At 67.1% G+C, this 26,192-nt stretch carries 25 protein-coding genes; 15 read left to right on the forward strand and 10 right to left on the reverse strand.

Annotation, left to right across the window (positions count from 1 at the left end; translation table 11 throughout):
• Window positions 1-47 precede the first annotated feature (47 nt).
• Window positions 48-1,082, forward strand: coding sequence for an LLM class flavin-dependent oxidoreductase (locus ACFPOB_RS19770; RefSeq protein WP_377800092.1), 1,035 nt, complete (start codon window positions 48-50; stop codon window positions 1,080-1,082).
• Window positions 1,083-1,099: 17 nt separating this feature from the next.
• Here ACFPOB_RS19770 and ACFPOB_RS19775 read toward each other — a convergent pair whose 3' ends face one another.
• Together ACFPOB_RS19775 and ACFPOB_RS19780 are read right to left on the reverse strand one after the other, a co-directional pair.
• Window positions 1,100-1,813: a ribonuclease activity regulator RraA gene (locus ACFPOB_RS19775; RefSeq protein ID WP_377800093.1), complete on the reverse strand. Its 714-nt coding sequence runs from the start codon at window positions 1,811-1,813 to the stop codon at window positions 1,100-1,102.
• 153 nt (window positions 1,814-1,966) lie between these two features.
• A complete protein-coding gene (locus tag ACFPOB_RS19780; RefSeq protein ID WP_377800094.1) occupies window positions 1,967-2,941 on the reverse strand; it encodes a Bug family tripartite tricarboxylate transporter substrate binding protein in 975 nt (324 codons plus the stop codon).
• A gap of 204 nt (window positions 2,942-3,145) precedes the next feature.
• On the opposite strand from ACFPOB_RS19780, the gene ACFPOB_RS19785 reads away from it, so the two are divergent.
• The 5 genes from ACFPOB_RS19785 (at window position 3,146) to ACFPOB_RS19805 (ending at window position 8,972) form a co-directional block, all read left to right on the forward strand.
• Window positions 3,146-3,850 (forward strand): GntR family transcriptional regulator, encoded by a 705-nt coding sequence (locus ACFPOB_RS19785; RefSeq protein ID WP_377800095.1) that lies wholly within the window; start codon window positions 3,146-3,148, stop codon window positions 3,848-3,850.
• Window positions 3,843-4,757 (forward strand): dihydrodipicolinate synthase family protein, encoded by a 915-nt coding sequence (locus tag ACFPOB_RS19790; protein ID WP_377800096.1) that lies wholly within the window; start codon window positions 3,843-3,845, stop codon window positions 4,755-4,757. Before ACFPOB_RS19785 ends, ACFPOB_RS19790 begins: the two co-directional genes overlap by 8 nt.
• A 171-nt stretch (window positions 4,758-4,928) precedes the next feature.
• Window positions 4,929-6,659, forward strand: coding sequence for an L-arabinonate dehydratase (araD, locus tag ACFPOB_RS19795; RefSeq protein WP_377800097.1), 1,731 nt, complete (start codon window positions 4,929-4,931; stop codon window positions 6,657-6,659).
• 71 nt (window positions 6,660-6,730) lie between these two features.
• On the forward strand, window positions 6,731-7,474 hold the full coding sequence (locus ACFPOB_RS19800; RefSeq protein WP_377800098.1) for an FkbM family methyltransferase: 744 nt from the start codon (window positions 6,731-6,733) through the stop codon (window positions 7,472-7,474).
• 157 nt (window positions 7,475-7,631) lie between these two features.
• Window positions 7,632-8,972 carry a nucleotide sugar dehydrogenase gene (locus ACFPOB_RS19805; RefSeq protein ID WP_377800099.1) on the forward strand — a complete coding sequence of 447 codons (1,341 nt, stop codon included), beginning with the start codon at window positions 7,632-7,634 and terminating at the stop codon, window positions 8,970-8,972.
• Window positions 8,973-8,996: 24 nt separating this feature from the next.
• Here ACFPOB_RS19805 and ACFPOB_RS19810 read toward each other — a convergent pair whose 3' ends face one another.
• The 4 genes from ACFPOB_RS19810 to ACFPOB_RS19825 form a co-directional block, all read right to left on the reverse strand.
• On the reverse strand, window positions 8,997-10,226 hold the full coding sequence (locus tag ACFPOB_RS19810) for a DUF2793 domain-containing protein (protein WP_377800100.1): 1,230 nt from the start codon (window positions 10,224-10,226) through the stop codon (window positions 8,997-8,999).
• The gene (locus ACFPOB_RS19815) at window positions 10,115-10,432 is read right to left on the reverse strand and encodes a DUF2793 domain-containing protein (RefSeq protein WP_377800101.1); all 318 of its coding nucleotides are present in this window, start codon (window positions 10,430-10,432) and stop codon (window positions 10,115-10,117) included. Before ACFPOB_RS19815 ends, ACFPOB_RS19810 begins: the two co-directional genes overlap by 112 nt.
• A gap of 74 nt (window positions 10,433-10,506) precedes the next feature.
• Entirely contained in the window at window positions 10,507-11,283 is a 777-nt protein-coding gene (locus ACFPOB_RS19820) for an SDR family oxidoreductase (protein ID WP_377800102.1), read from the reverse strand.
• A gap of 39 nt (window positions 11,284-11,322) precedes the next feature.
• The gene (locus ACFPOB_RS19825; RefSeq protein ID WP_377800103.1) at window positions 11,323-12,009 is read right to left on the reverse strand and encodes a GntR family transcriptional regulator; all 687 of its coding nucleotides are present in this window, start codon (window positions 12,007-12,009) and stop codon (window positions 11,323-11,325) included.
• A gap of 192 nt (window positions 12,010-12,201) precedes the next feature.
• On the opposite strand from ACFPOB_RS19825, the gene ACFPOB_RS19830 reads away from it, so the two are divergent.
• From ACFPOB_RS19830 to ACFPOB_RS19855, 6 genes are all read left to right on the forward strand, one after another.
• Window positions 12,202-13,461: an ABC transporter substrate-binding protein gene (locus ACFPOB_RS19830; protein WP_377800104.1), complete on the forward strand. Its 1,260-nt coding sequence runs from the start codon at window positions 12,202-12,204 to the stop codon at window positions 13,459-13,461.
• A 158-nt stretch (window positions 13,462-13,619) separates the two neighbouring features.
• Entirely contained in the window at window positions 13,620-14,495 is an 876-nt protein-coding gene (locus ACFPOB_RS19835) for a branched-chain amino acid ABC transporter permease (RefSeq protein WP_092156502.1), read from the forward strand.
• A gap of 7 nt (window positions 14,496-14,502) precedes the next feature.
• On the forward strand, window positions 14,503-17,028 hold the full coding sequence (locus ACFPOB_RS19840) for a branched-chain amino acid ABC transporter ATP-binding protein/permease (RefSeq protein WP_377800105.1): 2,526 nt from the start codon (window positions 14,503-14,505) through the stop codon (window positions 17,026-17,028).
• A 196-nt stretch (window positions 17,029-17,224) separates the two neighbouring features.
• Entirely contained in the window at window positions 17,225-18,166 is a 942-nt protein-coding gene (locus tag ACFPOB_RS19845) for a 3-hydroxyacyl-CoA dehydrogenase (protein WP_377800106.1), read from the forward strand.
• A gap of 165 nt (window positions 18,167-18,331) precedes the next feature.
• Window positions 18,332-19,264: a 3,5-dioxohexanoate:acetyl-CoA acetone transferase gene (gene kce / locus ACFPOB_RS19850; protein WP_377800107.1), complete on the forward strand. Its 933-nt coding sequence runs from the start codon at window positions 18,332-18,334 to the stop codon at window positions 19,262-19,264.
• A 98-nt stretch (window positions 19,265-19,362) separates the two neighbouring features.
• On the forward strand, window positions 19,363-21,006 hold the full coding sequence (locus tag ACFPOB_RS19855) for a Na+/H+ antiporter (RefSeq protein WP_377800108.1): 1,644 nt from the start codon (window positions 19,363-19,365) through the stop codon (window positions 21,004-21,006).
• Window positions 21,007-21,015: 9 nt separating this feature from the next.
• Here ACFPOB_RS19855 and tam read toward each other — a convergent pair whose 3' ends face one another.
• Together tam and ACFPOB_RS19865 are read right to left on the reverse strand one after the other, a co-directional pair.
• Window positions 21,016-21,798 (reverse strand): trans-aconitate 2-methyltransferase, encoded by a 783-nt coding sequence (gene tam / locus ACFPOB_RS19860; protein WP_377800109.1) that lies wholly within the window; start codon window positions 21,796-21,798, stop codon window positions 21,016-21,018.
• A 43-nt stretch (window positions 21,799-21,841) separates the two neighbouring features.
• Window positions 21,842-22,546 carry an SDR family oxidoreductase gene (locus ACFPOB_RS19865; protein ID WP_377800110.1) on the reverse strand — a complete coding sequence of 235 codons (705 nt, stop codon included), beginning with the start codon at window positions 22,544-22,546 and terminating at the stop codon, window positions 21,842-21,844.
• A 131-nt stretch (window positions 22,547-22,677) separates the two neighbouring features.
• Here ACFPOB_RS19865 and ACFPOB_RS19870 point away from each other — a divergent pair, with 131 nt between their 5' ends.
• The gene (locus ACFPOB_RS19870; RefSeq protein ID WP_377800111.1) at window positions 22,678-23,547 is read left to right on the forward strand and encodes a LysR substrate-binding domain-containing protein; all 870 of its coding nucleotides are present in this window, start codon (window positions 22,678-22,680) and stop codon (window positions 23,545-23,547) included.
• 125 nt (window positions 23,548-23,672) lie between these two features.
• Here ACFPOB_RS19870 and ACFPOB_RS19875 read toward each other — a convergent pair whose 3' ends face one another.
• Window positions 23,673-24,470 (reverse strand): SRPBCC family protein, encoded by a 798-nt coding sequence (locus ACFPOB_RS19875; RefSeq protein WP_377800112.1) that lies wholly within the window; start codon window positions 24,468-24,470, stop codon window positions 23,673-23,675.
• A gap of 13 nt (window positions 24,471-24,483) precedes the next feature.
• Window positions 24,484-25,074 (reverse strand): ArsR/SmtB family transcription factor, encoded by a 591-nt coding sequence (locus ACFPOB_RS19880; RefSeq protein WP_377800113.1) that lies wholly within the window; start codon window positions 25,072-25,074, stop codon window positions 24,484-24,486.
• Window positions 25,075-25,181: 107 nt separating this feature from the next.
• Between ACFPOB_RS19880 and ACFPOB_RS19885 the strand changes: the two genes are divergently transcribed.
• Together ACFPOB_RS19885 and ACFPOB_RS19890 are read left to right on the forward strand one after the other, a co-directional pair.
• Entirely contained in the window at window positions 25,182-25,820 is a 639-nt protein-coding gene (locus ACFPOB_RS19885; RefSeq protein ID WP_377800114.1) for a TetR/AcrR family transcriptional regulator, read from the forward strand.
• Window positions 25,821-25,889: 69 nt separating this feature from the next.
• Complete coding sequence (locus ACFPOB_RS19890; protein WP_377800115.1) at window positions 25,890-26,192, forward strand: DUF6958 family protein; 303 nt, start codon at window positions 25,890-25,892, stop codon at window positions 26,190-26,192.

Below are 26,192 nucleotides of genomic sequence, written 5' to 3' on the forward strand. Positions count from 1 at the left end.
GGCGCGGACGCCGGCCGTGCGGCGTGCCGTACCAGCCCGGAACTGCCATGCCCGCTTCTCTCGAACTCGGCCTCGACACCTTCGGCGACGTCACCGCCGGCCCGGACGGGGCCCTGCTCCCGCATGCACAGGTTATCCGCGACCTCGTCGAGCAGGCCGTATTCGCCGACGAGATCGGCATAGACTTCTTCGGCATCGGCGAGCATCATCGCGGCGACTTCGCGGTTTCCTCGCCCGAGACCGTGCTTGCCGGCATTGCGACCCGCACCAGCCGCATCCGCCTCGGCTCGGCCGTCACCGTGCTGAGCTCGGACGATCCGATCCGCGTCTTCCAGCGCTTCTCGACGGTCGATGCGCTCTCGAATGGCCGTGCCGAAGTCATCCTCGGCCGCGGCTCCTTCACCGAATCCTTCCCGCTATTCGGCTTCGACCTCAGACAATACGAGATGCTGTTCGAGGAGAAGCTCGACCTCTTCGTCGAGCTGATCCGCAAGAAGAAGATCACCTGGGAAGGCAGCCTTCGCCCGCCGCTTCGCGACCAGCAGGTCTTCCCGCCGATCGAGAAGGGGGAGCTGACGACCTGGATCGGCGTCGGCGGCAGCCCGGAATCGGTGGTGCGAGCCGCGCGCTACGACCTGCCATTGATGCTCGCCATCATCGGCGGCCCGGCCCAGCGCTTTGCGCCTTACGCCCAACTCTACCGCGATGCGATGGGGCGGCTCGGCCATGCCGAGCGGCCGATCGGCGTGCACTCGCCGGGCTATGTCGCCGCCAGCGACGCTGAAGCTGCTGAGGAGTTTTTCCCGGCTTACAAGGCGATGCGCGACCGCATCGGCGCCGAGCGTGGCTGGGGGCCGATGTCACGCGAGGAATTCGAGCGAGAGGTTTCGGGCGGCGCGCTCTATCTCGGCTCGCCGCAAACCGTCGCGCGCAAGATCGCCGCGACGGTCAAGGCGCTCGGCCTCCGCCGCTTCCAGCTCAAGATCAGCGCCGGCCCGTTGACGCAAGACAAGCTGCTGCGCTGCATCGAGCTCTATGGCCGCGAGGTCATCCCGATGGTGCGCGAGCTGCTCGCGGCCTGAAGCCGCCAGCTCTCGACCTACTTCCAGTCCGGCCGCCATTTCGCGAACTCGGCCTTGGTCTCGGCATTGGCCGGGTAGAGCCCGAAGATGCCGCGCCCTTCCCGCACCTTCATCTCGACGAAGTCCTCATAGGCCGTCTGCTCATAGGCCTCGGCCGCGACCTCATTGGCGAGATGGGCCGGGATCACGCAGACGCCCTCGCCATCGCCGACGATGATGTCGCCAGGGTAGACCGGCACATCGCCGCAGCCGATCGGCGCGTTGATGTCGAGCGCGTGGTGGTGGATCAGGTTGGTCGGCGCGCTCGGCCGGCTGTGATAGGCGGCAAAGCCCAGCGCGGCGATGTCCGGGCTGTCGCGGAAGCCGCCATCCGTGACGATGCCGGCGACGCCGCGCTGCATCAGGCGCGTCACCAGGATACAGCCCGCGGACGCCGCGCGCGCATCCTTGCGGCTGTCGATCACCATGACATGGCCCGGCGGACAGGTCTCGACCGCGACACGCTGCGGATGCTGCGTGCCCTCGAACACGCTGAGATGATCGAGATCCTCGCGCGCCGGAATATAGCGCAGCGTGAAGGCGTCGCCGACCATGCGCGGCGCGTTCGGCGAGAGCGGACGCACATCCTGGATGAACTGGTTGCGCAGCCCGCGCTTGAACAGCGCCGTGGTCAGGGTCGCGGTCGAGACGCGCTTCAGCTTCTCGCGATTCTCGGGGGTCAGGGCAGTCATGCGGCTTTGTCCTGTTGATCTGTCGCTTGCAGTGATGGTCCCGGCGCCGAGCTGGCCGTCATTCTCGGGCTTGACCCGAGAATCTCATGACCAGATGCCACTGGTTTCAGACATGGTCGGGTCAAGCCCGACCATGACGCCGACCAGCGACGCTTATTCGATCTTCACATTGGCCTTCTGCGCAACTTCCGCCCAGCGCTTGGTCTCGCTGGCGATATGGGCGGTGAATTCGGCCTGGCTCGAACCGACCGGATCGACGCCGAGCTTCTTGAGCTGCTCGATCACCGCCGGTTCGCGCATGATCGCCTGCGTCTCGCTCGAGAGCCTGGCGACGATCTCCGGCGGCACCTTCGACGGCGCGAAGAAGCCGTGCCAGGAGCTGGCGTCGTAGCCTGGGATGAACTCGGACAGCGCCGGCAGATCCGGCGCGACCGCGAGCCGTTTCGGCGTCGCCGTCGCCAGCGCCCGGATCTTGCCGGCTTCGACATGCGGCCAGGCGATGGTGATGTTGTCGAAGGTGATCTGGATCTGGCCGGAGAGCAGGTCCTGCGTCACCTGCCCGCTTGAGCGGTAGGGCACATGGACCATGTCGGTACCGGTCGAGACCTTGAACAGCTCGGCCGCCATATGGGTTGAAGTACCCGCACCGGACGAGCCGAAGGAGTACTTGCCCGGGTTCTTCTTCAAGAGCTCGATCAGCTCCGGCACGGTCTTGGCCGGCAGGTCGAGATTGACCATCAGGATGTTCGGCACGCTCGCCACCTGCGAGATCGGCGCGAAATCCCTGATATGGTCATAGGGCATCTTCGAATAGACGGCCGGGTTGATCGCATGGCTGGAGACCGTGCCCATGGTCAGCATGTAGCCGTCCGGATCGGCCTTCGCGACCGCTGCCGCGCCTATGTTGCCCCCTGCCCCGACGCGGTTTTCGACGATGAACTTGCCGCCGAGGCGCGCACTCAGCCGGTCGGCCAGGATACGGCCGAGCAGGTCGGTCGTGCCGCCGGCCGCGAACGGCACGACGATGGTGACGACCCGGCCACCCGGATAGCCGCTCTGCCCCCAAGCCGGCGCAGCCAGCATGGCCCCGGCTCCGGCGAGCAGGCTGCGGCGCGTGATCGATGTCATCCAATCCTCCCTCGTCTTTGTCTCATCCCACCGTGCCGTTCCGGCGTCTTGCGGCCGTCTTGCTCACTCCATAGCACGCAATTCCAGATTTGAAATCTGAAATTTCAGACTTGATGTCGCTTGCGCTTTGTGATGTCTGGTGAGGCAATGGCGACGGGCCGAGCGCGAGCAGAATCGTGACGCAGCCATCCCAGAGGAATTCGAATGTCGGAAGCACTCGCCATCGAACCCGTCTCGCCGCATCTGCTGCGCTCGCTGCGCGAGCATGTGCACGAGCGCCTGCGCCGGGCGATCGTCGCCGGGCGCTTCCGCAATGGCGAGCGCCTCAACGAGCGCAGCCTCGCCGACATGCTCGGCGTCTCAACCACGCCGGTGAAGGACGCGATCCGCATGCTGGAGAGCGAGGGCCTCGTTCGCACGGAAGCCCGCCGCGGCGTCTTCGTCGAGTTTTCCGCCCGCCAGGCGCTGGAGATGGCGCTCGGCCGCGCCGCGCTCGAAAGCGTCATGACCCATATCGCCGCCAACCGGATCGGCCAGGCCGAGATTGCCGAGATGAGCCGCCTGATTGACGAAATGGCCCACGCCACCGAGCACGGCGACCTGGAAGACCTCGTCAATCTGAACGAGGCCTATCACGGCATGATCCACCGCATCTCCGGCTGCAGCTATCTCGAGCGCCGGCTCGACGGCCAGCGCATGTACGACCACGCCCAGCGCATCGCCCTGCTCGGCGAGCCCAGCGAGCGGGCCCGCGGCTTCGAGGAGCATAGCGGCATCTTCGAAGCACTGCGCGCGCATGAGCCGGCCAGGGCCGAGCAGCGCATGCGCAGCCATATCGTGCGCTCCGCCAAGAGCCATGTGCGCCAGGTCTTCGGCGCCGATGCGGAAGGATTGGATTACGATGAGTGACAGGGTTCGCGCCGCGCTGCGCGGCATTTCCGGCGTGCACGTCACCGCCTGGAAGGGCGATGGCGAGGCCGACTGGGCGCTGACCGGCGCAATCGTCGCACGCATCGCCGGGGCCGGCATCCACAACATCGTCTCGGCCGGCAATACCGGCGAGTTCTACCCGATGACCACGGACGAGGTGGTGCGCAGCCATGCCGTCGCCGCCGAAGCCGCTGCCGGCAAGGCGCTGGTCACCGCCGGCATCGGCCGGTCGCTGCGGGAAGCCGTCGCCACCGGCAAGCTCGCCGCCAGGGCCGGCTGCGATGCGGTGATGGTGCATCACCCGCTCGATCCCTTCGCCGCCCCGCAGAGCCAGGCCGACTACATCCTCGCCATCGCCGAGGCGCTTGATATCCCACTCGTCGCCTATATCCGGTCGGACGCGATCGGCGTGAAGGACCTCGCCCGCGTCGCGACGCATCCCAATGTCGCCGGCGTCAAGTTCGCATCCTCGAACATGATGCTGCTCGCCGAATGCGTCCGCGCCACGCAAGGCTCGAGCGCCAACTGGATCTGCGGCCTCGCCGAGGGCTGGGCCGCGCCCTTCCATGCGCTCGGCGCCCGCGGCTTCACCTCGGGCCTGGTCAATGTCGCGCCGGAGCGCTCGCTGGCGATCTGGCAGGCGCTGGAGGCCAACGATTACGACCGCGCCCGCCGCCTGGTCGACGAGATCGGCGGCTTCGAGACGCTGCGGACCAAATACGGCAACGGCGCCAACGTCACCGTGGTCAAGGAGGCGCTCGGCCTGCTCGGCACCAATGTCGGGCCGGTGCGCCTGCCCGGCCTGCCGGAGCTGAACGATAGCGAGCGCGCCGAACTGTGCAAGATCGTCTCCGGCTGGGGCTCGCAGCGCGCGGCGGCGGAGTGACCGCTGTCATTCCGGGGCATCGCGCAGCGATGAACCCGGAACCCACGACCGGGTGAGCCCCTCATTGAGCGGAAGTCGTTTCACCCAGTCGTGGGTTCCGGGTTCGACCCTGCGGGCCGCCCCGGAATGACAAGTCGTTGAATTGACAAAGAACACACCGAGGAAACGCCGATGTCCCATCCCCGCAAGACGCCCGACACGCTGCGCTCGAAGCGCTGGTTCGGCGCCAGCGACCTGCGCTCCTTCGGGCATCGCTCGCGGGCGCTGCAGATGGGGCTGAACCATGACGAGTTCATGGGCAAGCCGGTGATCGGCATCCTCAACACCTGGTCCGAGATCAACCCGTGCCACACCCATCTGCGCGACCGCGCCGAGGCGGTGAAGCGCGCGGTCTGGGCGGCGGGCGGCTTCCCGGTCGAGATTCCCGTGATGTCGGCCTCGGAGCAGTACCAGAAGCCGACGACCATGCTCTATCGCAACTTCCTGGCGATGGAGGCGGAGGAATCGATCCGCTCCCACCCCTTGGATGGAGCGGTGCTGCTTGGAGGCTGCGACAAGTCCACGCCAGCGCTGATCATGGGAGCCTGCAGCGCCGGCCTGCCCTTCATCTTCGTGCCGGCCGGGCCGATGCTGCGCGGCAACTGGGCCGGCAAGACGCTCGGCTCCGGCGCCGACGTCTGGAAATACTGGGCCGAGAAGGAGGCCGGCAACATCTCCGACGCCGACTGGCGCGACATGGAGAGCGGCATCGCCCGCTCGCACGGCACCTGCATGGTGATGGGCACCGCCGCGACCATGATGAGCCATGCCGAGGTACTCGGCCTGACCCTGCCTGGCGCCTCCGCCATTCCCGCCGCCGACGCCGCCCACCCGCGCATGGCCGCCGCCGCCGGCAAGCGCATCGTCGAGATGGTCTGGGAGGACCTGACGCCCGACCGCATCCTCACCCGCGAGAGCTTCGAGAATGCGCTCACCGTTCACATGGCGGTCGCCGGCTCGACCAACGCCATCATCCATCTCGTCGCCATGGCCGGCCGCGCCGGCGTGCCGCTGACTCCCGATGATTTCGACGCCTTCTCGCGCAAGGTCCCGGTGATCGCCAACCTGCGTCCCTCCGGCGACTTCCTGATGGAGGATTTCTTCTATGCCGGCGGGCTGCCTGCTTTGCTGAAGCAGCTCGAGAGCAAGCTCCACACCGGCGCCATGACAGTGACCGGCAAGCCGATCTCCGAGACGATCGCGCTCGCCAAGGTCTATGACGACAACGTCATCCGCCCGCTCGACAGGCCGGTCTCGACCGCCAATGGCCTTGCCGTGCTCAAGGGCAATCTCGCCCCCGGTGGCTGCGTCATCAAGCCCTCGGCCGCCGAGGAGCGCCTGCTCAAGCACAGTGGTCCAGCCCTCGTCTTCGAGGATTATGATGCGATGATGAAGGCGGTGAACGACGAGACCCTCGACGTCACCGCCGACCATGTCATGGTGCTGAAGAATTGCGGCCCGGTCGGCGGCCCCGGCATGCCCGAATGGGGCATGCTGCCGATCCCGAAGACGCTGCTGAAGCAGGGCGTGCGCGACATGCTCCGGCTCTCCGACGCCCGCATGTCCGGCACCAGCTACGGCGCCTGCGTCCTCCACATCGCGCCGGAGGCCTATATCAAGGGCCCGCTCGCGGCGGTCAGGACCGGCGACATCATCAGCGTCGATGTCGAGGCGCGCAGCATCTCGGTCAACCTGACGGACGCCGAGATCGCCGAGCGCCTGAAGAGCTGGACGCCGCCCAACCGCGACTATCCCCGCGGCTGGGGCAAGATGTCGGCGGCCCATATCCAGCAGGCCGACAAGGGCTGCGATTTCGATTACCTCGCCGGCACGGCCAAGGTCGCCGAGCCGGAGATCCATTGATCGGCCCACCACGGCTTCACCTTGCCGCCTCGAGCCTCTAGGCTCGTTCGGCGGCAATGATGGGGCGAACGATGGCAGGTTCAGGACCGGAACGCTTCGATCCTGCGATCGCCTATGAGATGCCGACCAATTCGCAGATCGAGCAGGAACGCTGGGTCTTCGCCATGTGCAATGGCCGCCGCGACGGCCGTTTCGCCGAGATCGGCGCCTTCGACGGCGTGCTGCACAGCAACAGCTATGTCCTCGAAAGCCAGCATGGATGGAAGGGCGTCTGCGTCGAGCCGAACCCCGCCCTCTTCGCTCGCTTGCGCGAAAGCCGCAGCGCGATCTGCCTGGAGCGGGCGGTCTATCGCGAGACCGGCAAGATCCTGTCCTTCATCCCCTCCCAGGAAATCGGGACACTGGCGGAATTCGCGGGCAATGACCGCCATGCCGACGACCGTGCTTGCGCCGCCGCGACGCATGGGCTGATCCAGGTCGAAACGATCAGCTTCGCCGAGATCGCCGCGATGGGAGACTTCGCCGAAACCGGCTTCGACTATGTATCGCTCGATACCGAAGGATCGGAACTGGAGATTCTGCGCACGATCGACTTTGCCCGACACCGTATCGCGCTCTTCACCATCGAGCACAATTTCGTCGAACCCCGGCGTGAAGAGATGCGGATTCTGCTGGCCGAGGCCGGCTACAACCGCCTCAATGTCGGCTTTGACGACTGGTACTGGCACCCCGCTTTCCTGATCGAGCGGAATCGCGGCGTCGTCGTCGATCATGGCGCGATCAACCGACATTTCAAAAGCATTTTCAAAGACTAAAGCCGAAGGCAGGTAAACGCCTGCCACAGCGGATAGACACCGGACCGGACCGCATCCCGAAAACCTCGGCGGATGTTGACGCAGTTTGGCAACTCTGGAAGAAGCTCGGCGAAGAAATAGGCCGCTGGCCGATGCTGCCGCAATTTCAGGATGCACCGTGACGTCGCCAGCAGCCCAGCAATTCATTGAACGCGTCGACAATCGCTCGCTCGTCGTCGGAATCATCGGCCTCGGCTATGTCGGCATTCCGCTCGCGCTCGCGACCTTGCGGCAGGGTTTTCGCGTCGTCGGCTTCGACATCGACGCCAAGCGCGTCGACGACATCAATGCCGGCCGCAGTGCGATCAAGCACATCCCGATGGAGCCGATCGCGCAGGCCGTGGCCGCCGACCGGTTCGTTGCGACCGCGGATTTCGACCGTCTGGGCGAGCCGGATGCGCTCTTGATCGCCGTGCCGACGCCGCTGACCAGGCATCGCGAGCCGGATCTGTCCTATGTCGCCAAGACGACGGAGGCGATCGGCCGGCGCCTGCGCCGCGGCCAGCTCGTCGTGCTGGAATCGACCACCTATCCAGGCACGACCGACGAGGTCATGCGCCCGATCCTGGAGAAGGCGAGCGGGCTGAAGAGCGGCGAGGACTTCTTCCTCGCGTTTTCGCCGGAGCGCGAGGACCCCGGCAACCCCGATTTCGGCACGTCTAGCATCCCGAAGGTCGTCGGCGGCGACGGCCTCGACGCACAGGCGATGGCGCTGGCGCTCTATGGCGCGCTCGTCGTCAGCACCGTGCCGGTCTCCTCGACGGCCACCGCGGAAGCCGTCAAGCTGACGGAGAACATCTTCCGTTCTGTCAACATCGCCCTCGTCAACGAGCTCAAGACGGTCTACTCGGCCATGGGCATCGATATCTGGGAGGTGATCGAGGCGGCGAAGACCAAGCCTTTCGGCTTCATGCCGTTCTATCCCGGCCCCGGGCTCGGCGGCCACTGCGTCCCGATTGATCCGTTTTATCTGACCTGGAAGGCGCGCGAATACGACGTCGCCACGCGCTTCATCGAGCTTGCCGGCGAGATCAACACCCGCATGCCCTATCTGGTCGTCGACCGCCTCGCGACCCTGCTCGACCTCCATGGCCGCAAGAATCTGAGCGACGCCTCGATCCTGATCCTCGGCCTGGCCTACAAGAAGAATGTCGAGGACACCCGCGAGAGCCCTTCGCTCAAGCTGATCGAGCTGATCGAGAAGCGCGGCGCCCGCACCGCCTTCCACGACCCGCATGTCCCGGTGCTTCCGCCGACCCGCGAGCACCCGACGCTCGCAGGCCGCAGAAGCGTGCCGGTCGATCCCGCCTCGCTCGCGGCCTTCGACGCCGTCCTGATCGCGACCGACCACGACGACGTCGATTATGCGGCGATCGTCGCCGGCTCGAAGCTGGTCGTCGACACCCGCAATGTCTGCGCGCGCGCCGGAATCAAGGCGGAGAACGTCTTCAAGGCCTGATGGGACCTGGCCCGCGAGGGCCGCTCAAAGCTCAGCGTTGAAGGCGATGTCGCTGAAAACGGCATAGGCGCGGCCGAGCGCCGAGGCCCGGATCGATGCCACCGCGCAGATGTTGGAGCTCGACGAGACCGAGCGCTCGCCGCCGAAGATGTTGGCCTCGCCCGTGACCGAATAGCTCGCCGTCGGTACGGCCCGCATCGCGGTCGGGAAAGCGAGGATCTGCTGCGAGTACGCGCCGCTCGCCTGATAGCAGTCGATGATCCATGGAAGACCGGGCCGCCAATAGTAGCGCTCGCAGAGCTGCCGCTCCTGCGTCTGGCTGCGCGCCAGCCAGGCGCTGGGCACCGCGCCGGTTTCGAGCTTGATCGCGCGGAAGGTCACCGCCCCCGTCGCCGGTGCGAGTTGCACCGTCAGGTTTCCGGTGTCGCCGGCGGCCGGCGTCAAGACGACGAAGCGGCGGCCGCTTCCCGCGGTGATCGTTCCGGAGACGCTGCCGACCGTCACAGCGAGGCTGCCGCCGCTGAGATTCTCGACCGACACGCAGAGCGGCGTCGAGGCGAACGACGTCGCGCCCCAGAGCGCCGGCTCGACGGTCTGCCTGACCGCGCCGGAGGTCAGCGTCAGGTCGAAGCCGTTGCGACTGAGATTGGCGCCACTGGTATGCGCCTGCCAGCGGTCATAGCCGAACACTCCGGCGGCCAAGGCGCCGCCGGCAAAGCCGCGCTGGTTGATCTGCCAGTCGCCATTGACGAGCAGGTTCGGCCGCGGCGTCTCCTGCGCCCAGCTGCTGGCCGGGAGCGAAACGAGGCCGCTCGTCCGGTCGATGACCAGCGCTTCCGCCCAGTTCGAGCCGTCAGGGCTGACCTTGATCCGCAACTGGTCGTCGCCGGCAAGCCCGATCTCGGCCCGACCGGACCAGTCGTCCTGGAAGAGCAGGCTCGCCGTGTGCGCAGCGCTCGCCTTGTTGAGCTTGAGCCGGTGGTCGGTGCCGGCGTGATTGAACAGGGTCGCATCGGCGGAGATTGCGAGCCGATTCGTGGTATCGGCCGTCGCATTCACTCCCCAGAGTGGCGCGCCCGCGCCTTCCGGCTGAGACCGCCGCCATTGCGTGCCGGTCCAGACATGGTGCTCGGCCTCGTCGCTCACCCACGCCTGCCAGCCGGCGCGTGGTGCGAGAAAACTCCACGCGCCATCCTCGAAGATGGCGAGAGCGTCCTGATGGCCGGCAAAGACACCGGAACCGCCGGCCGGCACGATATAGTCTCGCCAGGCGAAGCCGGCGGGACGGTCTGCGTGCGGCTCGAGACGACGAGATGCACCAGCGCATCGAGCCGCATCAGCGCATCGTTGTGGGTGACGTGTTTCTGCGCCTGCCCGGCGGCGAGCAGGGGCAGGCCAAGACGCGGCGTATCGCTCATGGAACCTCGCTGGATCGGCGCGGCACGCGGGAGGCGCGCCATGCCGGCCGATTATGCGGGCTTCGCAAGCAGCGGGGATTGATTGTGGCTCTATCCCCGCACCGGGGCGATCGGCCTCAGCTCAGCATCCGCGTATCGCCGCAGACCGAGATCTCCTGCCCGGAGATCGTCTTGGCGAAGGGCGAAGCCAGGAAGACGATCTGTTTGGCGATGTCCTTGGGATCGACGAACTGCTTGATCGAGACGCCGGCGAAGAGCCGGTTGGTCATCTCGTCATGCGAAACGTTGAGCGAGCGCGCCTTGTTGGCGATCACGCTCTGGATACGCGGCCCGTCAACGAGGCCGGGGCAGATCGCATTCGCCCGGATGCCGAACTCGCCGAGCTCGGCCGAGAGCGCCTTGGTGAAGCCGATCACACCCCATTTCGCCGCGGCATAGGGCGAGCGCAGCGGAAAGCCGTGCTTGCCGGCCTGGCTGGAAAGATTGACGATCGAGGCGTTTTTCGACTGCTTGAGATGCTCCACGGCAAGCCGGGTGCAGTTGAACTGGCCGGTGAGGTCGATGGCGACGCAGGAGTCCCAGTCCTCCGGCGCGATCTCATCGACGCGGCCTGTCGGCCCGGCTATGCCGGCATTGTTGACCAGGCAGTCGAGGCCGCCGAGCGCCGCCAGGGCTTCCTCGAACAGCCGCGCAACCGCCTTGCGGTCGGAGACGTCGCAGACCGAGCGCGTGATCGCCGGATCGGATTCTGCCATGGCCGCGAGCGCCTTCTCGTCGACATCGCAGATATGGACCTTCGCCCCTTCCGCCGCGAAGGCGCGCGCCGTCGCCCGGCCGATACCGTTGGCGCCCGCCGTCACCAGAACGCGCAGTCCCTTGATCGTCAGATCCATCGTTTCCGTCCCTTTTCCTTCATTCTTTAGGCGACCAGGCTACTCCGCCAGCCGCGCCGTCCGTTCGATATGCTCGGCCGCGGCGCTGATGTCCTCGACCAGCGCCTGCCGCGCCGCGGCCGGATCGCGTCGCCGCAGCGCGGCCAGCAATTGCGCATGCGCCACGACCGCACTGCCGCCGTCGAGCCGCTTCGGCTCGTGCCGCATGTCGAGATTGAGGATCGGCCCGGCCTTGAGCCAGAGCCGGGAGATCATTTCGATCAGCGAGGGCATGCCCGCGGCTTCGTAGAGCGAAAAATGCAGGTCGCGATTGGCGCCGACCGCAGCGGCGGGGTCCGGCGGGTCCTTGGCCGCGGCCAGGAACGCCGCCTCATGTTGGGCGACCACGGCGATCTGCGCGTCGGTGATCACCTTCGTCGCCTCCTCGGCCGCGAAGCCCTCGACCACCAGCCTGATACGGGTGAGCTCGCGGAACTGCGCCAGCGTCAGCACCGGCACGCGCACCGCCCGGCCGGGCAGCACCTCCAGCGCCTTGTCCGCGGCGAGCCGGCTCACCGCCTCGCGCACCGGCATCATCGAGACGCCCAGCGCCTCGGCGACGCGGCGCAGCGACAGCTTCTCGCCCGGCGCCAATCGCCCGGCGATGAGCAGCGCCCGCAGCTCGCAGGTGACGCGTTCGCCCAGCGTCTCATGCTGGAGCGAGCCGACCTCGTCGAGCGCCGACACCTCGCCGAGCTTCCCCGCTCCTGGGGAGGCTGGCCGCGATAGCGGCGCAACTGAGGGCTGGACTCGGGCAACCATGTCTGCCAACCTAACTGTGATCACAGATCACGACAAGCGGTCCGAGACCGCAGAGTGAAGAAGACGATCCACGCAATCCGACGCCGAAGCGCGCGGGAGAGTTCTGGGAGGAACGGAATGTCAGAGCAGTCAAGGATCAAGGGCCTCTCGCGTCGTCAGGCGCTGGTCGGGCTCGGTGCGGCGGCTACCGGCCTCGTCGCCAGCCCGGCGGTCATCCTCGCGCAGACGTCGGATGCGATCCGTTTCGGGCACCTGACGCCGCGCACCGGCTTTCTCGGCCCGCTCGGCGAATACGGCGTCATGGCCGCCGATCTCGCCGCCGAGGAGATTAACGCCGCCGGCGGCATCAACGGCCGCAAGCTCGAACTCCTGAAGGAAGATTCGGTCAATCCGCAGACCGCCTCGACCAAGGCCGAGCGCATGATCGAGCGCGACAAGGTCGCCTGCATTATCGGCGAGATCTCCTCGGCCTCCTGCCTGACGATCTCGCAGGTCGCCGCCCGCAACAAGACGCTCTTCCTCAACACCGGCGGCAATTCCGACGCACTGCGTGGCGAGAGCTGCAACCGCTACATGTTCCATGTCGAGCACCAGAACTCGATGTATGTGAAGAGCGCCGGCCGCTCGCTGCTGGCGCAGGGGCTGGTCAAGGGCAAGAAGTGGTTCTCGCTCACCGCCGACTACGCCTTCGGCCATGACCTCAGCAAGGTCGCCAAGCGCTTCATGGAGGCCAATGGCGGCCAGTTCGCCGCCGACAAGCTGGTGCCGACCGACGCGACCGACTTCTCGGCGCTGCTGCTGGAGATCAGGGCCGCCAAGCCCGACCTCGTCATCTCCAACCTCGCGGGCAACCAGATCACCAACTTCCTCAAGCAGTATGCCGAATTCGGCCTGACCTTCCCGGTCGCCGGCTTCGGCTTCGACACCGCCCTCGCCTGGGCCGCCGGCAAGGACAATTTCGGCGGCATCTGGCCCTGCGTCTGGCATCATCTGATCGACACGCCCTCGAGCAAGACCTTCGTCGCCGCCTTCACCAAGAAATACGGCAAGCCGCCGGAGAACCAGGCCTGGGGCGACTATGTCGGCGTCAAGGTGATGGCCCAGTCGATGAACGAGCTGAAGTCGACCGATACCGCCAAGATCCTCGAGCATCTCGAGAAGGGCGCGAAGTTCGACGTGATGAAGCCGCGCCAGGGCTATTTCCGCGCTTCCGACCACCAGCTGATCAGCGAGATGTACACCATCACCGCCCTGCCGGCGGCGCAGGTCAAGAACCAGTGGGACCTCTTTACCTCCTCGGCCCCGGTGCCCGGCCCGAACGAGGACATGGAGGTGATCGCCACCCAGGGCGACGAAGCCGTCTGCAAGATGAGCTGAGCTGCTCGCTGAAACTACCTTGTCATCCCGGACAAGCCGCGTAGCGGCGCTGATCCGGGATCCATTCCGGAACGCTTCAGGAATGGATCCCGGGTCTCCCTGCGGTCGCCCGGGATGACGACTCACGCGCCAGAACAGACGTTTGCAAAGGCCATCCCTTGCTCACCCTATTCATCCAGCAGGTGCTGAACGGGCTGCTCGACGGGGTCTATTACCTCCTGATCGCGCTCGGCCTGTCGCTGATCTTCTCGCTCGGCGGCATCGTCAACCTGGCGCATGGCGCTTTCTATGCGATCGGCGCCTATCTCACGATCGTGCTCGCACCCCATATCGGCTTCGGCGGCGCCATCATCGCCTCCCCGGTGCTGGTCGCGCTGATCGGCATCGTCATCGAGCGCGGGCTGTTCCAGCGCTTCTATCGCTCCGACCCGATCCTCTCGCTGCTGCTGACCTTCGGCCTCGCCATGGTCGCCGAGCAATCGCTGCGCATGATCTTCGGCGCGCCGCCGCTTTCCTTCTCGATCCCACCGGCGCTACGCGGCCAACTCTTCATCGGCGACTTCATCTATTCGCGCTATCGCGCCCTGCTGATCCTGATCGCGGCCGCCTGCGTCCTTGGCCTCTGGTTCCTGCTGCAGCGCACCGCCTTCGGCCGCGTCGTCCGCGCCGGCGTGCAGAACCCCGACATGGTCGGCGCGCTCGGCATCTCCCTGCAGCCCTACATGATGACGGTCGCCGGCATCGGCATCGGCCTGGCCGGCCTCGCCGGCGTGCTGCTCGCGCCGATCTATTCGATCCATCCGGCCATGGGCCAGGAGATCATCACCCCGGCCTTCGTCGTCGTCGTCATCGGCGGTCTCGGCTCCTTCTGGGGCGTCGTCGTCGCCGCTTTGATGGTCGGCCTGGTCAAGGGCATCACCATCGGCCTTGGTCTGACGCAATGGTCGACCGCGGTGATCTACCTGATGATGCTGCTCGTCCTGCTCTTCCGTCCGCGCGGCCTGTTCGGCGAGCGCATCCAGCGCTTCGAGTGAGGCCGACATGACCAGCTCCCAGCGCGACTATCTCCCGCTCGCCATCGCCGCCATCGGCCTCAGCCTGCTGCCTTCGCTGATGCATGCGGTCGGGCTCGGCACGACCTCGGCCACCGAGGTCGTCGTCTTCGCCATCGCCTGCATGGCGCTCAACGTGCTGGTCGGCACGACGGGCCTCGTCTCCTTCGGCCACGGCGCCTGGTTCGGCATCGCCGCCTACGCCGCCGGCCTGATCCAGCGCAACTGGCTGCCCGGCCAGTTCGCCTTGCCGATCCTGCTCGCGGTTGCGCTCGTCGCTGTCATCGCCTTCGCCTTCGGCGCGCTGATCCTGCGCCGCCGCGGCGTCTATTTCTCGCTGTTGACGCTGGCGCTCGCCGCCATGATCTATTCGGTCGCCTTCCGCTGGACCTCGGTCACCGGCGGCGAGGATGGCTTGGGTGGCATCAAGCGCCCGCTCTTCGCCGGCATCGATTTCGAGATCGCCCTGCCCTTCTACGTGCTGGTGGCGACGATCGGCTTCGCCGTGGTCTATGGCCTCTGGCGCTTCCATCGCTCGCCGGTCGGCACCGTGCTCGTCGCCATCCGCGAGAACGAGCAGCGCGCCCGCTTCCTCGGCTATGCCACTAACCGCTACAAGCTCGTCGCCTTCACCGTCTCGGCTGCGCTGACGGGCTTGGCCGGCACGCTCCTCCTCTTCAACAACCGCATGACCTCGGCCGAGCCGATCTCGGTCGCCTTCTCCGGCGAATTGCTGGCCATGGTGGTGATCGGCGGCATGCGTTCCTTCCTCGGGCCGGCGCTTGGCGCGCTTTTCTTCGTCGTCTTCCGCGACCTGCTCTCCAGCGTCACCGAGAACTGGCTGTTCTGGTTCGGCCTGCTCTTCGTCGCCTTCATCGTCTTCTCGCCGGACGGCCTCGTCGGCGTCGGCCAGCGCCTGCTGAAGCCTTTCCGAAAGCAGGCGGCCGAGGACGCGGCGATGTCGGCCCGCAAGGCCGGAGCGGTCGAGCTACCCGCCTTCATGAAGCCGGCCGATGCTGGCGACGGTACGATCCTGACCGCGACCGGCCTCGCCAAGAGCTTCGGCGGCATCAAGGCGGTCGAGAACGTCGACTTGCGCCTGCGCGACCGCAAGCTGCATGCGCTGATCGGCCCGAACGGCGCCGGCAAGACCACCGCCTTCAACCTGATCTCAGGCCTGTTCAAGCCGGACCGTGGCGAGGTCCGCCTGCGCGAGCGCGACATTGCCGGCCTCTCGCCCGAGGCGATCACCCGGGCCGGCATCGGCCGCGCCTTCCAGATCACCAACCTGTTTCCGACCCTCTCGGTCGCCGAGAATGTCCGCCTCGCCGTGCAGGCAAGGGCGCCGGAGCGCTTCGGGTTCTGGCGTTCGGCCGGCGCGCTTGGCCAGGTCAACGATGAGACCCGCCAGGTCGTCTCGACCATGGGGCTCTCCGGCATCGAACAGGCCGAGGCCGGCTCGCTCAGCTATGGCGGCCAGCGCCTGCTCGACATGTCGCTCGCGCTCGCCACCAGCCCGCGTGTGCTCCTGCTCGACGAACCGCTCGCCGGCCTCGCCGCGGCCGAGCGCGAGCGCGTCGGCAACCTGATCAAGTCGATCTCGACCGACCTGCCGGTTCTGCTCGTCGAGCACGACATCGACCGCGTCTTCGCCATCGCCGACCATGTCACGGTGATGAACGAGGGCTCGGTGCTGGTCGACGGCACGGTCGAGGACGCCCGCTCCTCGCCCAAGGTGCAGGAGGTCTATATCGGTTCCGGCGCCCATGCGCTCGCCGAGAAGCCGCGCGAGAGCGCCGCCGGCGACAAGGTCCTGCTCGGCCTCGATGGGGTCGACACCTTCTACGGCAAGAGTCACATCCTGCGGCAGGTCAGCTTCGGCGTGCACGAGAACGAGATCGTCGCGCTGCTCGGCCGCAACGGCGCCGGCAAGTCGACCCTGCTCAAGACCATCACCGGCATCGCCCCGCCCGCCTCCGGCACGATCAGCCTCGCCGGCAGCGATATCGCCCGCCTGCCTCCGGCCGTGATCGCCCGCGCCGGCGTGGCTTACGTTCCGCAAGGGCGCGGCCTCTTCGCCGGCATGAGCGTCAAGGACAATATGGAGCTCGGCCGCCTGCGCCGCCGCACCGGCAATGGCACCCATTGGGAGGACGAGAAGATCTTCGCCTTCTTCCCACGTATCAAGGAGCGCTGGCAGTCGCCGGCCGACTATCTCTCCGGCGGCGAGCAGCAGATGGTTGCGGTTGCCCGCGCCCTCTCCGGCGACACCAAGGTGCTCCTGCTCGACGAGCCTTTCGAGGGCCTGGCGCCGGCGGTGGTCGAGGAATTGTTCGAGGCCTTCGATAAGCTGCGCAAGGAGATCGCCATCGTCATCGTCGACCACCATCTCGACCTGGCGCTGGCGCTCTCCGACCGCACCGTCGTGCTCGAGCGCGGCCAGGTCACCCATATCGGACCTTCCCGCGCCCTCAGCCAGGACCTTGCGCTGCGGCGGCAGGTGCTGTGGCTGTGATGCGCGTCCCCCGTCTTTCCGGGGCTTCGCGCAGCGAAGAGCCCGGAACCCATAACCATTGCCGGCACCGGAAGAATCGCCACCTCTCTCGCGCCTTACCCATGACGACCTGCGGTTATGGGTTCCGGGCTCACGCCTGCGGCGTGCCCCGGAATGACGGCGTGGTTCCCGTTCGTCTGACCATGGATATTCCCGCATGACCAAGATCGCCATCGTCGGCTCGGGCCTGATCGGCCGCGCCTGGGCAACCGTCTTCGCCAGCCATGGCTTCGAGGTCGCGCTGCATGATGTGAAGCCGGAGGCGGCCAAGGCCGCCCGCGTCCATATCGGCAAGAACCTCAAGGAGCTCGCCGGCCACGGTCTCGTCGACGACCCCAAGGGCTCGCTCGCCCGCATCCGCGTCGCCAAGGACCTCGCCGATGCACTGACGGGCGTCGCGCTGGTGCAGGAGAACGGGCCGGAGACGGTCGAGGCCAAGCGCGTGCTCTTCGCGCAGATGGACGCGCTCGCGCCGGCCTCGGCGATCCTGGCCTCCTCGACCTCCTTCATCATGGCCTCGACCTTCTCGGAAGAGCTGAAAGGCCGGGCCCGCTGCCTCGTCGCCCATCCGGTCAATCCGCCGCATCTGGTGCCGATCGTCGAGCTCGCGCCGGCGCCCTGGACCGATGCCAAGATCGTCGCCAAGGCCAAGCGCCTCTACGAGCAGGCCGGCCAGGTCGCGATCATGCTGCGCAAGGAGAAGCCCGGCTTCGTGCTCAACCGGCTGCAGGCGGTGCTGCTGGCCGAAGCCTTCCGCCTCGTCGGCGAGGGCGTCGCCAGCGCCGAGGACGTCGACAAGACCATCCGCGATGGGCTCGGCCTGCGCTGGTCGTTCATGGGGCCGTTCGAGACGATCGAGCTCAATGCGCCGGGCGGGATCCCCGACTACTGCGCACGCTATTCGGAATCGCTCGACCGCATGGTCAAATCCTCGGAAGGCCTCGGCAATCCGTTCAAGCCGGAGACGGTCGCCGAAGTGATGCGCGAATGGCGTGGCGCCCAGGAAGCCAGCCGTGTCAAGCGCCTGAGCGACTGGCGCGACAGCCGCCTTGCCGCTCTGCAGGCGCACAAGCGCGCCGCGAAGCGCAAGCCCAGTTGATGCGTCCTTTCCTCAGCCCTCATCCTGAGGAGCCGCGCAGCGGCGTCTCGAAGGATGCTCCAGGAGGCTCCGGAACCATCTGGAGCATCCTTCGAGACGCGATCTGCGATCGCTCCTCAGGATGAGGGCTAACTCTTCCACAATCGACCAGCCGGAGCCCTGACCATGGCCAAGAACCGCAAAGTCATCATCACCTGCGCCGTCACCGGCGCGATCCACACCCCCTCGATGTCGCCCTATCTCCCGGTGACGCCCGACGAGATCATCGATGCCGCCGTCGGCGCCGCCGAGGCTGGCGCGGCGCTGGTCCATGTCCACGCCCGCAACCCCAAGACCGGCCAGCCCGACCAGTCGCCCGAGGCCTTCGAGCCTTTCCTCAAGGTGATCAAGCAGCGCTCCAACTGCGTCATCAACATCACCACCGGCGGCGCCCCGACCATGCTGGTCGAGGAGCGCCTCAAGCCCTGCGCCCATTTCAAGCCAGAGGTCGCCTCGCTCAACATGGGCTCGATGAATTTCGGGCTCTACCCGATGCTGAACCGCTTCAAGGAGTTCAAGCACGACTGGGAACAGCCCTATCTCGAAGGCTCTGACGACCGCGTCTTCAAGAACACCTTCAAGGACATCGCCAACATCCTGACCACCTGCGCCGAGAACGGCACGCGCTTCGAGATCGAGTGCTACGATATCGGCCATCTCTACACGCTGGCCCATTTCGTCGACCGCGGCCTGGTGAAGCCGCCCTTCTTCGTCCAGTCGGTCTTCGGCCTGCTCGGCGGCATCGGCCCGCATCCCGAGGACGTCGCCCATATGAAGCGCACCGCCGACCGGCTCTTCGGCGACGACTATCACTGGTCGGTGCTCGGCGCCGGCCGCCACCAGCTCCCGATCGCGGCGATGGCGGTCGCGATGGGCGGCAACCTGCGCGTCGGCCTGGAGGACTCGCTCTGGCTCGGCCCGGGCCAGCTCGCCAAGTCGAACGCCGACCAGGTCCGCGCCGCGCGTAAGATCATCGAAGGCCTCGGCCTCGAAATCGCGACGCCCGACGATGCCCGCGAGCAGCTCCAGCTCAAGGGCGCCGACAAGGTCAATTTCTGAGATTGCGTTATCCCGGCCCTGGTGAGCTTGGCTCACCGGAAACCGGACGATAAACCTCGCGGCCGACCCCAGAGCGAACCGGGCCGGCCGCGGAACCGATGCAGATCTTCACCTTCATCCTGATCCTGGTCATGGCCGTGGTGGCTTCGCAGCCGCTGACCCGGCTGTTCAGGATCGTCCCGCTACCGATCATCCAGATCGGCCTCGGCGCAGCGCTTGCCTGGCCGACAGCCGGCTTCCATCCCAGGATCGATCCAGAGCTCTTCCTCCTGCTCTTCATCGCCCCGCTGCTCTTCGCCGACGCATTCGAAGCGCCGAAGCGCGAATACCGCCGGCTGCTGCGGCCGATCCTGTCGCTCGCCGTCGGGCTGGTGTTCTTCACCACATTGTTCGGTGGCCTTGCCTTGCATTGGCTGGTGCCGTCCATGCCGTTGCCGGTCGCCTTCGCGCTCGCTGCCGTGCTCTCGCCGACCGATGCGGTCGCCGTATCCGCCATCGTCGACAAGGAGAGCGTGCCGAAGGACCTGATACATGTGCTGGAAGGGGAATCGCTGCTCAACGACGCGTCGGGCCTGGTGATCTTCCGCTTCGCGACCGCGGCGGCCCTCACCGGCAGCTTCTCGCTCTGGCAGGCCTCGCTCGCCTTTCTCTTCGCCGTGGCCGGCGGTATCGCCGCGGGCCTGCTCGCGGTCGTCGTCGTCTCCTGGACGCTGAAGCTGCTGGCGAAATTCGACCGGATCGCACCGGAAGCGCAGGTGCTGGTCATCATGTTCCTGCCCTTCGCAGCCTTCCTCGCGGCGGAGGCCGTCCATGCCTCAGGCGTGCTCGCCGCCGTCGTCGCCGGGCTCACCGTCGGGCGCACGCGCACGGCCAACCAGCTCAGCGTTTCCGCCTATATGCTCGCCCATTCGTTCTGGACGATGCTGGCCTTCCTCTTGAACGGCACGCTCTTCGTCCTGCTCGGTCTGCAACTGCCGGCGATCATCCGCACCGTTCCACCGGCGCTCGTCGACGCGCACTGGCTATGGCAGCCGCTCGGCATCATCGTGGCGCTGACGCTCTGCCTGCTCCTGCTGCGCTTCGTCTGGATCACGCTCGCCATCGCGCTGAACCGCGTGATCGCCTGGCGCCTGCGGCTGGAACAGTTCCACGCCACGCTGCGCACGCGGCTGGCCGGCTCGATCGCCGGCGTGCGCGGCGCGGTCACGCTCGCCGGCGTGCTGTCATTCCCGGTGCTGGCGCTCGACGGCTCGCCCTTTCCGGGACGCGACGTCGCGATTTTCCTGGCCGCCGGCGTGATCCTGCTCTGGCTGGCCATCGCCAGCCTCGGCCTGCCGCCGCTCGTGCGCGGGCTCGCCGCCGGCCATGGCGCCGCCCACGCAACCGAACTGCGGCGGGCACGGATCACCGCGACGGAAGCCGCGATCGCGCGGCTGGAGGGCGTCGCTCATCGCGGTGGCACCGATGGCGCCGCGACCATAGACCAGGCCGTGGCGGAGGGATTGATCGCGACTTACAGGCGCCGCCTTGCCCTCCTCGACGACGGCCAGACACCGCGTGAAGAGGCGGTCGCGCTGCAACGCTCGGAAAGCACCCTGCGGCAGACCGCTTTGGCGGCGGAGCGCGAGGCCTTGCGCGGCCTGCTCAGAAGCGGCGCGATCGACGATGCGACCTTCAACGCGCTCGCGCACGAACTCGTCCTGCACGATGTGCTGGCCGAGTCGAAGGCTGGGTCGCACTGACCGCTGGCGCTATCCCCGCACCGCCAGGATGAACAGGCGCGGAAAGCGCAGCAGCACCTTGCCGTCCGGCTCGATCGGATAGGCCGCCGCGATCTTCTCGCGATAGCGCGCGAGGAAGGCCTCGCGCTCCCCAGCCGGCAGCGGGTCGATATAGGGCTTGAGGCCCGTGCTTTTGAACCACTCGACGATCGCGTCGTGCCCGGCGAGGGCATGGACATAGGTCGTCTGCCAGATATCGACCTCGCAGCCGGCTGCCATCAGCCAGCGCCGGTAATCCGAGAACGAGCCGATCACCGCCTTCGACGCCCGCGCATTGGCAAGGCGCCCGGCCCACGGCCCTTCGGCCGCGGCCTCGTCCATCGAGACATGCGAGGGCTCGCTGAGGTTGTTCGGCATCTGCACGGCGAGCACGCCGCCCGGCGCCAGCGACCGCGCCAGCCGCGCGAACAAAGCGGGATGATCGGGAATCCATTGCAGCGCCGCATTGGCGAAGATCAGGTCGTAGCGGCCATCCGCCGACCAGCTTCCCAGGTCGGCCAAAGTGAAGGAGAGCTGCGGCAGGCGCCTGCGGGCCTTCTCAAGCATGTCCGGCGACGAATCGAGCCCTTCCACCGCCGCATTCGGGAAGCGGGCGGCGACCAGCTCGGTGCTGTTGCCGGGCCCGCAGCCGAGATCGATGCAGCGTTGCGGGTCGTCGAGGCGCACGCGCTGGATCAGGTCGAGCGGCGGCCGCGTCCGCTCGTCCTCGAAGCGCAGATACTGGTTCGCATCCCAGTCGATCTTGCCCGTCATCGCGCCTGCTCCGTCCATGCAACCGGAGCGACGGCCTACGCCTCTACAGCGAGCGCATCAAGCCGCCATCGACGCGCAGGTTCTGGCCGGTGATGTAGCCGGCCCCGTCCGAGGCGAGGAAGGCGATCGTCGCGGCGATCTCCTCGCTGGTGCCGTAGCGCTGCATCGGCACCCCGACGCGGCGCTCCTCGGTGGCCGGCAGCGAGTCGATCCAGCCGGGCAGGACATTGTTCATGCGCACGTTCTGCGCCGCATACTGGTCGGCGAAGAGCTTCGTGTAGGCGGCGAGCCCGGCGCGGAACACCGCCGAAGTCGGGAACTTGGCGGCCGGCTCGAAGGCCCAGGCGGTCGAGATATTGATGATCGCGCCCGACTTCTGCGCCGCCATCACCGGCGCGACCAGCCGCGTCGGCCGGATCACGTTCATCAGATAGACGTCGAGCCCGGTATGCCATTGCTCGTCGGTGATCTCGGTGATCGGCGCGCGCGGGCCGTGCCCGGCGCTGTTGACCAGCACGTCGATGCGGCCGAAGCGCGCCATCGTCTCATCGACCAGGCGCTTCAGGTCGTCGTTCGACTGGTTCGAACCGGTGACGCCGAAGCCGCCGAGCTCCTTGGCCAGCGCCTCGCCCTTGCCGGAGGAGGACAGGATCGCGACCTTGAACCCATCCTGCGCCAGCCGCTTCGCCGCGGCCGCGCCCATGCCGCTGCCGCCAGCGGTGACGATTGCGACTTTTTCTCCTGCCATGGGACGCTCCATTTTTCTGCCGAAGGTATAGAGGCGTTGCCGACAGCGCCGCTCATTCTCGCCTTTCTCGCATTCCCCGCATAAACTCGCCAGCGAGTTGGCCAGCGTCATATCGATAGAAAAACTACTGCATGACCGAACCGCAGCAGCGCCTGCCTTCGCTCAACGCGCTGCGCGCCTTCGAGGCAGCGGCGCGGCATCTCAATTTCCGCGCTGCCGCCGATGAGCTCGGCGTCACCCAAGGCGCCGTCGCCCAGCATATCCGCGGCCTCGAAAGCGAGCTGCGCCTGAAGCTGTTCGAGCGCCAGCCGCGCCTGCTCGCCTTGACCAGCGCCGGCCGCAGCTATGCGACCCATGTCGCCCGCGCCTTCGCCCTGCTGGCCGAGGCGACCGATACCCTGCGCCCGCAGCCCTTGCGGCTGACGATCAGCGCGACGCCGAGCATCGCGGCGAAATGGCTGGTGCCGCGCCTGCCGGACTTCACCGCCGCCCATCCGCAGCTCGAACTCAACATCCTCGCCAGCGACGCCTTGGCGAATTTCCAGTCGGATGGCGTCGACATCGCCATCCGCCAGGGCCGCCCGCCCTTCGGCCCCGGTCTGACCGCCGACCCGCTGTTCGAGCACGAGATCGTCGCGGTCTGCCAGCCGGCGATATGCCCCAGCGCTGACGAGCTGGCGCGCCTACCGCTGCTGCGCGACGGGCACGATCTCTGGCCGGAATTCTTCGAACGTGCGCTCGGGCGTTCCATGCCGCTGGCGATCCGCAGCACGCGCTTCAACCAGACGGCGCTGGCGATCGACGCGGCGATCACTGGCCAGGGCGTCGCACTCGCCAGCCGCTTCCTGGTCGAGCCCGATCTCGCCGCCGGACGCCTCGCCCTGGCGACGACGGCGAGCATGCGCGGCGGCCTCGACTTCTACGTGGTCAGCGCCCGCAAGCCGCGGCATGACGAGCAGACAGCGCTGGTCAGGACGTGGCTGCTAAGCCAGCGCGGCTGAAGAATTTTTCGCTCAACCAGAACCGTCATTGCGAGGAGCGAAGCGACGAAGCAATCCAGGTGGACATAGAGTACTGCCGCCCCTGAATTGCTTCGCTACGCTCGCAATGACGGCTGCGTGCCCGGTCAGCCGGCTGCCGCGAAGGTGTCCTTGAGCCAGCCCTGCCATTTCGGCTCGCTCCCGGCGGCACGCGCGTCAGCATCGTCGCCATAGAAGAACAGGCAGGCGCTGAGATTGACCTTGTCGCCCATCCCGTAGCTGCCGATCAGCGCGATGCCGTCATCTGAGCGCAGCAGGACATGGCGCTGCTTGCGGTTCTGCTCGGTCTGCTCGACCGTGCCGGCGAAGGGTTGCGGCTCCAAAGGCAATTCGCGCCGCTCGCCGACATTGGCGCCGGACAAGCCGAGCGTCTCGGTCAACCGCTTCCAGACGGAAAGATGCTCGCCTTCTGTCGCTTGCATCGCCTGGAAGCAGGCCCCCTTCTTCCCGGCGAAATGGGTGAGATAGAGCCGCAGCACCGCGAAGAAGCCGGGCCAGCCGCGCTCGAAGCCCTCCATCTGATCGTCCCAGTCGTCGCTGGAGGAGAAGAGCGAGTGCACCATCCTGACCAGGCACTGGTCGCCGGAGCGGCTGGTGATCGTGATCTCGGTCGCGATCGGCGGCGCCTTCTCACCCCATTCATATTCGGTGTAGCCGAAGCGATGCGGCGGCTCCCAGAGATTGATCTCGCCGGTCGAACTCATCTCCGGCCCGAAGCTGAAGCTGAGCTTGCCGCCGACCTTTTCCTCGATCGTCGTGCGCGTGAACCAGCTGTTGTAACCCGGTCCGGTCGCCATCGCCTGCCAGACCTGTTCGGGCGTGCCGGGCACGAGAACCTCCATCTCGACCCAGCGCTTGCCGGTTCCGTCCTTCTTGATCGGCATGACTCTGATCCTTTCAGGAATGGGTCGCCTCGGGCGCCGGATAGGCACAGACCACGAGGCGATGCGAACGTCCGCCGGGAGCGCTCTCATCGTGATAGCGGGCGGCGAGTCCGGCCACGGCCTCGCTCAGCTCGCGGGTGAAGGCGGCACGCTCGGCCGCCGAACGGAAGCGGATGACGCTGTCGAGCGAAAGCGTCGCCAGCCGCTTGTCCTGCCGGCGCGCCTCGCGCCAGAGCGTCCCGACCTCGCGCACGATCCTCGCCGCCAGCGCGATCAGGTAGCTCGCCGAGAGCCGGTCAGGGTTGCGCTCGGGATCGGCGCCGAGCGAGCCCAGCGCCGCCGGCGAGACGACGAAGGAAGCGGCGCTCGCCACCAGCAATCGCTCGGTCAGCCCGCCCCAGTGCCGCTCGCCGGCCGGTGCGACCAGTTGGTGCTCCTCAAGCGCCCGTAGGTGGTAGTTGACCTTCTGCCGGGTCAGCCCGACGCGACTCGCGAGCGCCGCCGCTGAAGCCGGCTCGGAGAGTTCGGCCAGGATCCGTCGCTTGACCGGGTCGAGCGCCACGGCGGCACGGGCGGGATCGTCGATGACGTCAAGGTCGAGCATGCCCAAAGCTCGCATTGACAAAAAATTTTGTCAATGCGCTGCGACGCCCTTTCGCCAGTCAGCAAGAAACCGGTTGCAACATACCGACTGAATGGTATGTATGAGCTATGCCACGGCCCACCAAGCAATCCCCCGAACGCGGCGATGCCCGCGCCCGCCTGCTCGAAGCGGCGCGGGACGTCATTCGCGCAAAAGGCTTCGCCGGCACCAGCGTCGACGATCTCTGCCGCGCCGCCGATGTCACCAAGGGCGCCTTCTTCCATCATTTCGCGAGCAAGGAGGCACTCGGTGTCGCCGCGGCCGAGTTCTGGACGCAGGAGGTCACGCCCTTCTTTGCCGCCGCCCCCTACCACCAGCCTGCCGACGCCCTCGATCGCGTCCTCGCCTATGTCGCCTTCCGCAAGGCGATGATTGCCGGCGATCTCTACGAATTCACCTGCCTGGTCGGGACGCTGGCGCAGGAGGTCCATGCCAGCGCCCCCGATATCCGCGACGCCTGCGGCCGCAGCATCTTCGGCCATGCCGCGACGCTGGAAGCCGACATCGAGCAGGCGCGGCGCGATCATGGCATCACCACGAGCGGCTGGAGCGCGCAGAGCCTGGCGCGGCACACCCAGGCCGTGCTGCAGGGCGGCTTCGTTCTCGCAAAGGCCGGCAATGATCCAGACCTCGCGCGCGAAAGCCTAGACCATCTCGACCGCTACATCCGCCATCTCTTCCATGTCGCAGAGGAGCGCGCCGCGTGAGCCCGCCCATGACGAGGCGGATCGCCATGGGCTTCCGCAACCCGACAATCACGACAGCGGGGACAATCGATGCCTGACGACAAGATCGAGATCGAGAACGTCAACAAGCCCGGCAAGTCCGAGCGGGTCGATCGCGCCAAGTATCAGGCGATGCGCAAGGCGCTGCTCGCGGCACTGCCGGAGGAGGCGCCGGGGCTGACCGTCCCGGACGCCAAGGAAGCGCTGCTGCCGCTCCTGCCGGATGAGCTCTTTCCGCAGGGCGCCACGGCCGGCTGGTGGCTGAAGGCCGTCCAGCTCGACCTTGAGGCGAAGGGCGTGATCAGGCGCGCCCCGCGCAAGCCGGTGCATCTCTACCGGCTCGCTGCGAGCTGA

This window comes from Allobosea eneae (assembly GCF_042657265.1).
In the GTDB taxonomy this organism is placed as follows: Bacteria; Pseudomonadota; Alphaproteobacteria; order Rhizobiales; family Beijerinckiaceae; genus Allobosea; species Allobosea eneae.

Bases quoted from the DNA above. Each gene is read 5' to 3' on its own strand.
- ACFPOB_RS19770 (WP_377800092.1), top strand. From the start codon at position 48: ATGCCCGCTTCTCTCGAACTCGGCCTCGACACCTTCGGCGACGTCACC.
- ACFPOB_RS19775 (WP_377800093.1), bottom strand. From the start codon at position 1,813: ATGACTGCCCTGACCCCCGAGAATCGCGAGAAGCTGAAGCGCGTCTCG.
- ACFPOB_RS19780 (WP_377800094.1), bottom strand. From the start codon at position 2,941: ATGACATCGATCACGCGCCGCAGCCTGCTCGCCGGAGCCGGGGCCATG.
- ACFPOB_RS19785 (WP_377800095.1), top strand. From the start codon at position 3,146: ATGTCGGAAGCACTCGCCATCGAACCCGTCTCGCCGCATCTGCTGCGC.
- ACFPOB_RS19790 (WP_377800096.1), top strand. From the start codon at position 3,843: ATGAGTGACAGGGTTCGCGCCGCGCTGCGCGGCATTTCCGGCGTGCAC.
- araD (WP_377800097.1), top strand. From the start codon at position 4,929: ATGTCCCATCCCCGCAAGACGCCCGACACGCTGCGCTCGAAGCGCTGG.
- ACFPOB_RS19800 (WP_377800098.1), top strand. From the start codon at position 6,731: ATGGCAGGTTCAGGACCGGAACGCTTCGATCCTGCGATCGCCTATGAG.
- ACFPOB_RS19815 (WP_377800101.1), bottom strand. From the start codon at position 10,432: ATGGCGCGCCTCCCGCGTGCCGCGCCGATCCAGCGAGGTTCCATGAGC.
- ACFPOB_RS19820 (WP_377800102.1), bottom strand. From the start codon at position 11,283: ATGGATCTGACGATCAAGGGACTGCGCGTTCTGGTGACGGCGGGCGCC.
- ACFPOB_RS19830 (WP_377800104.1), top strand. From the start codon at position 12,202: ATGTCAGAGCAGTCAAGGATCAAGGGCCTCTCGCGTCGTCAGGCGCTG.
- ACFPOB_RS19840 (WP_377800105.1), top strand. From the start codon at position 14,503: ATGACCAGCTCCCAGCGCGACTATCTCCCGCTCGCCATCGCCGCCATC.
- ACFPOB_RS19845 (WP_377800106.1), top strand. From the start codon at position 17,225: ATGACCAAGATCGCCATCGTCGGCTCGGGCCTGATCGGCCGCGCCTGG.
- kce (WP_377800107.1), top strand. From the start codon at position 18,332: ATGGCCAAGAACCGCAAAGTCATCATCACCTGCGCCGTCACCGGCGCG.
- ACFPOB_RS19855 (WP_377800108.1), top strand. From the start codon at position 19,363: ATGCAGATCTTCACCTTCATCCTGATCCTGGTCATGGCCGTGGTGGCT.
- tam (WP_377800109.1), bottom strand. From the start codon at position 21,798: ATGACGGGCAAGATCGACTGGGATGCGAACCAGTATCTGCGCTTCGAG.
- ACFPOB_RS19865 (WP_377800110.1), bottom strand. From the start codon at position 22,546: ATGGCAGGAGAAAAAGTCGCAATCGTCACCGCTGGCGGCAGCGGCATG.
- ACFPOB_RS19870 (WP_377800111.1), top strand. From the start codon at position 22,678: ATGACCGAACCGCAGCAGCGCCTGCCTTCGCTCAACGCGCTGCGCGCC.
- ACFPOB_RS19875 (WP_377800112.1), bottom strand. From the start codon at position 24,470: ATGCCGATCAAGAAGGACGGAACCGGCAAGCGCTGGGTCGAGATGGAG.
- ACFPOB_RS19880 (WP_377800113.1), bottom strand. From the start codon at position 25,074: ATGCTCGACCTTGACGTCATCGACGATCCCGCCCGTGCCGCCGTGGCG.
- ACFPOB_RS19885 (WP_377800114.1), top strand. From the start codon at position 25,182: ATGCCACGGCCCACCAAGCAATCCCCCGAACGCGGCGATGCCCGCGCC.
- ACFPOB_RS19890 (WP_377800115.1), top strand. From the start codon at position 25,890: ATGCCTGACGACAAGATCGAGATCGAGAACGTCAACAAGCCCGGCAAG.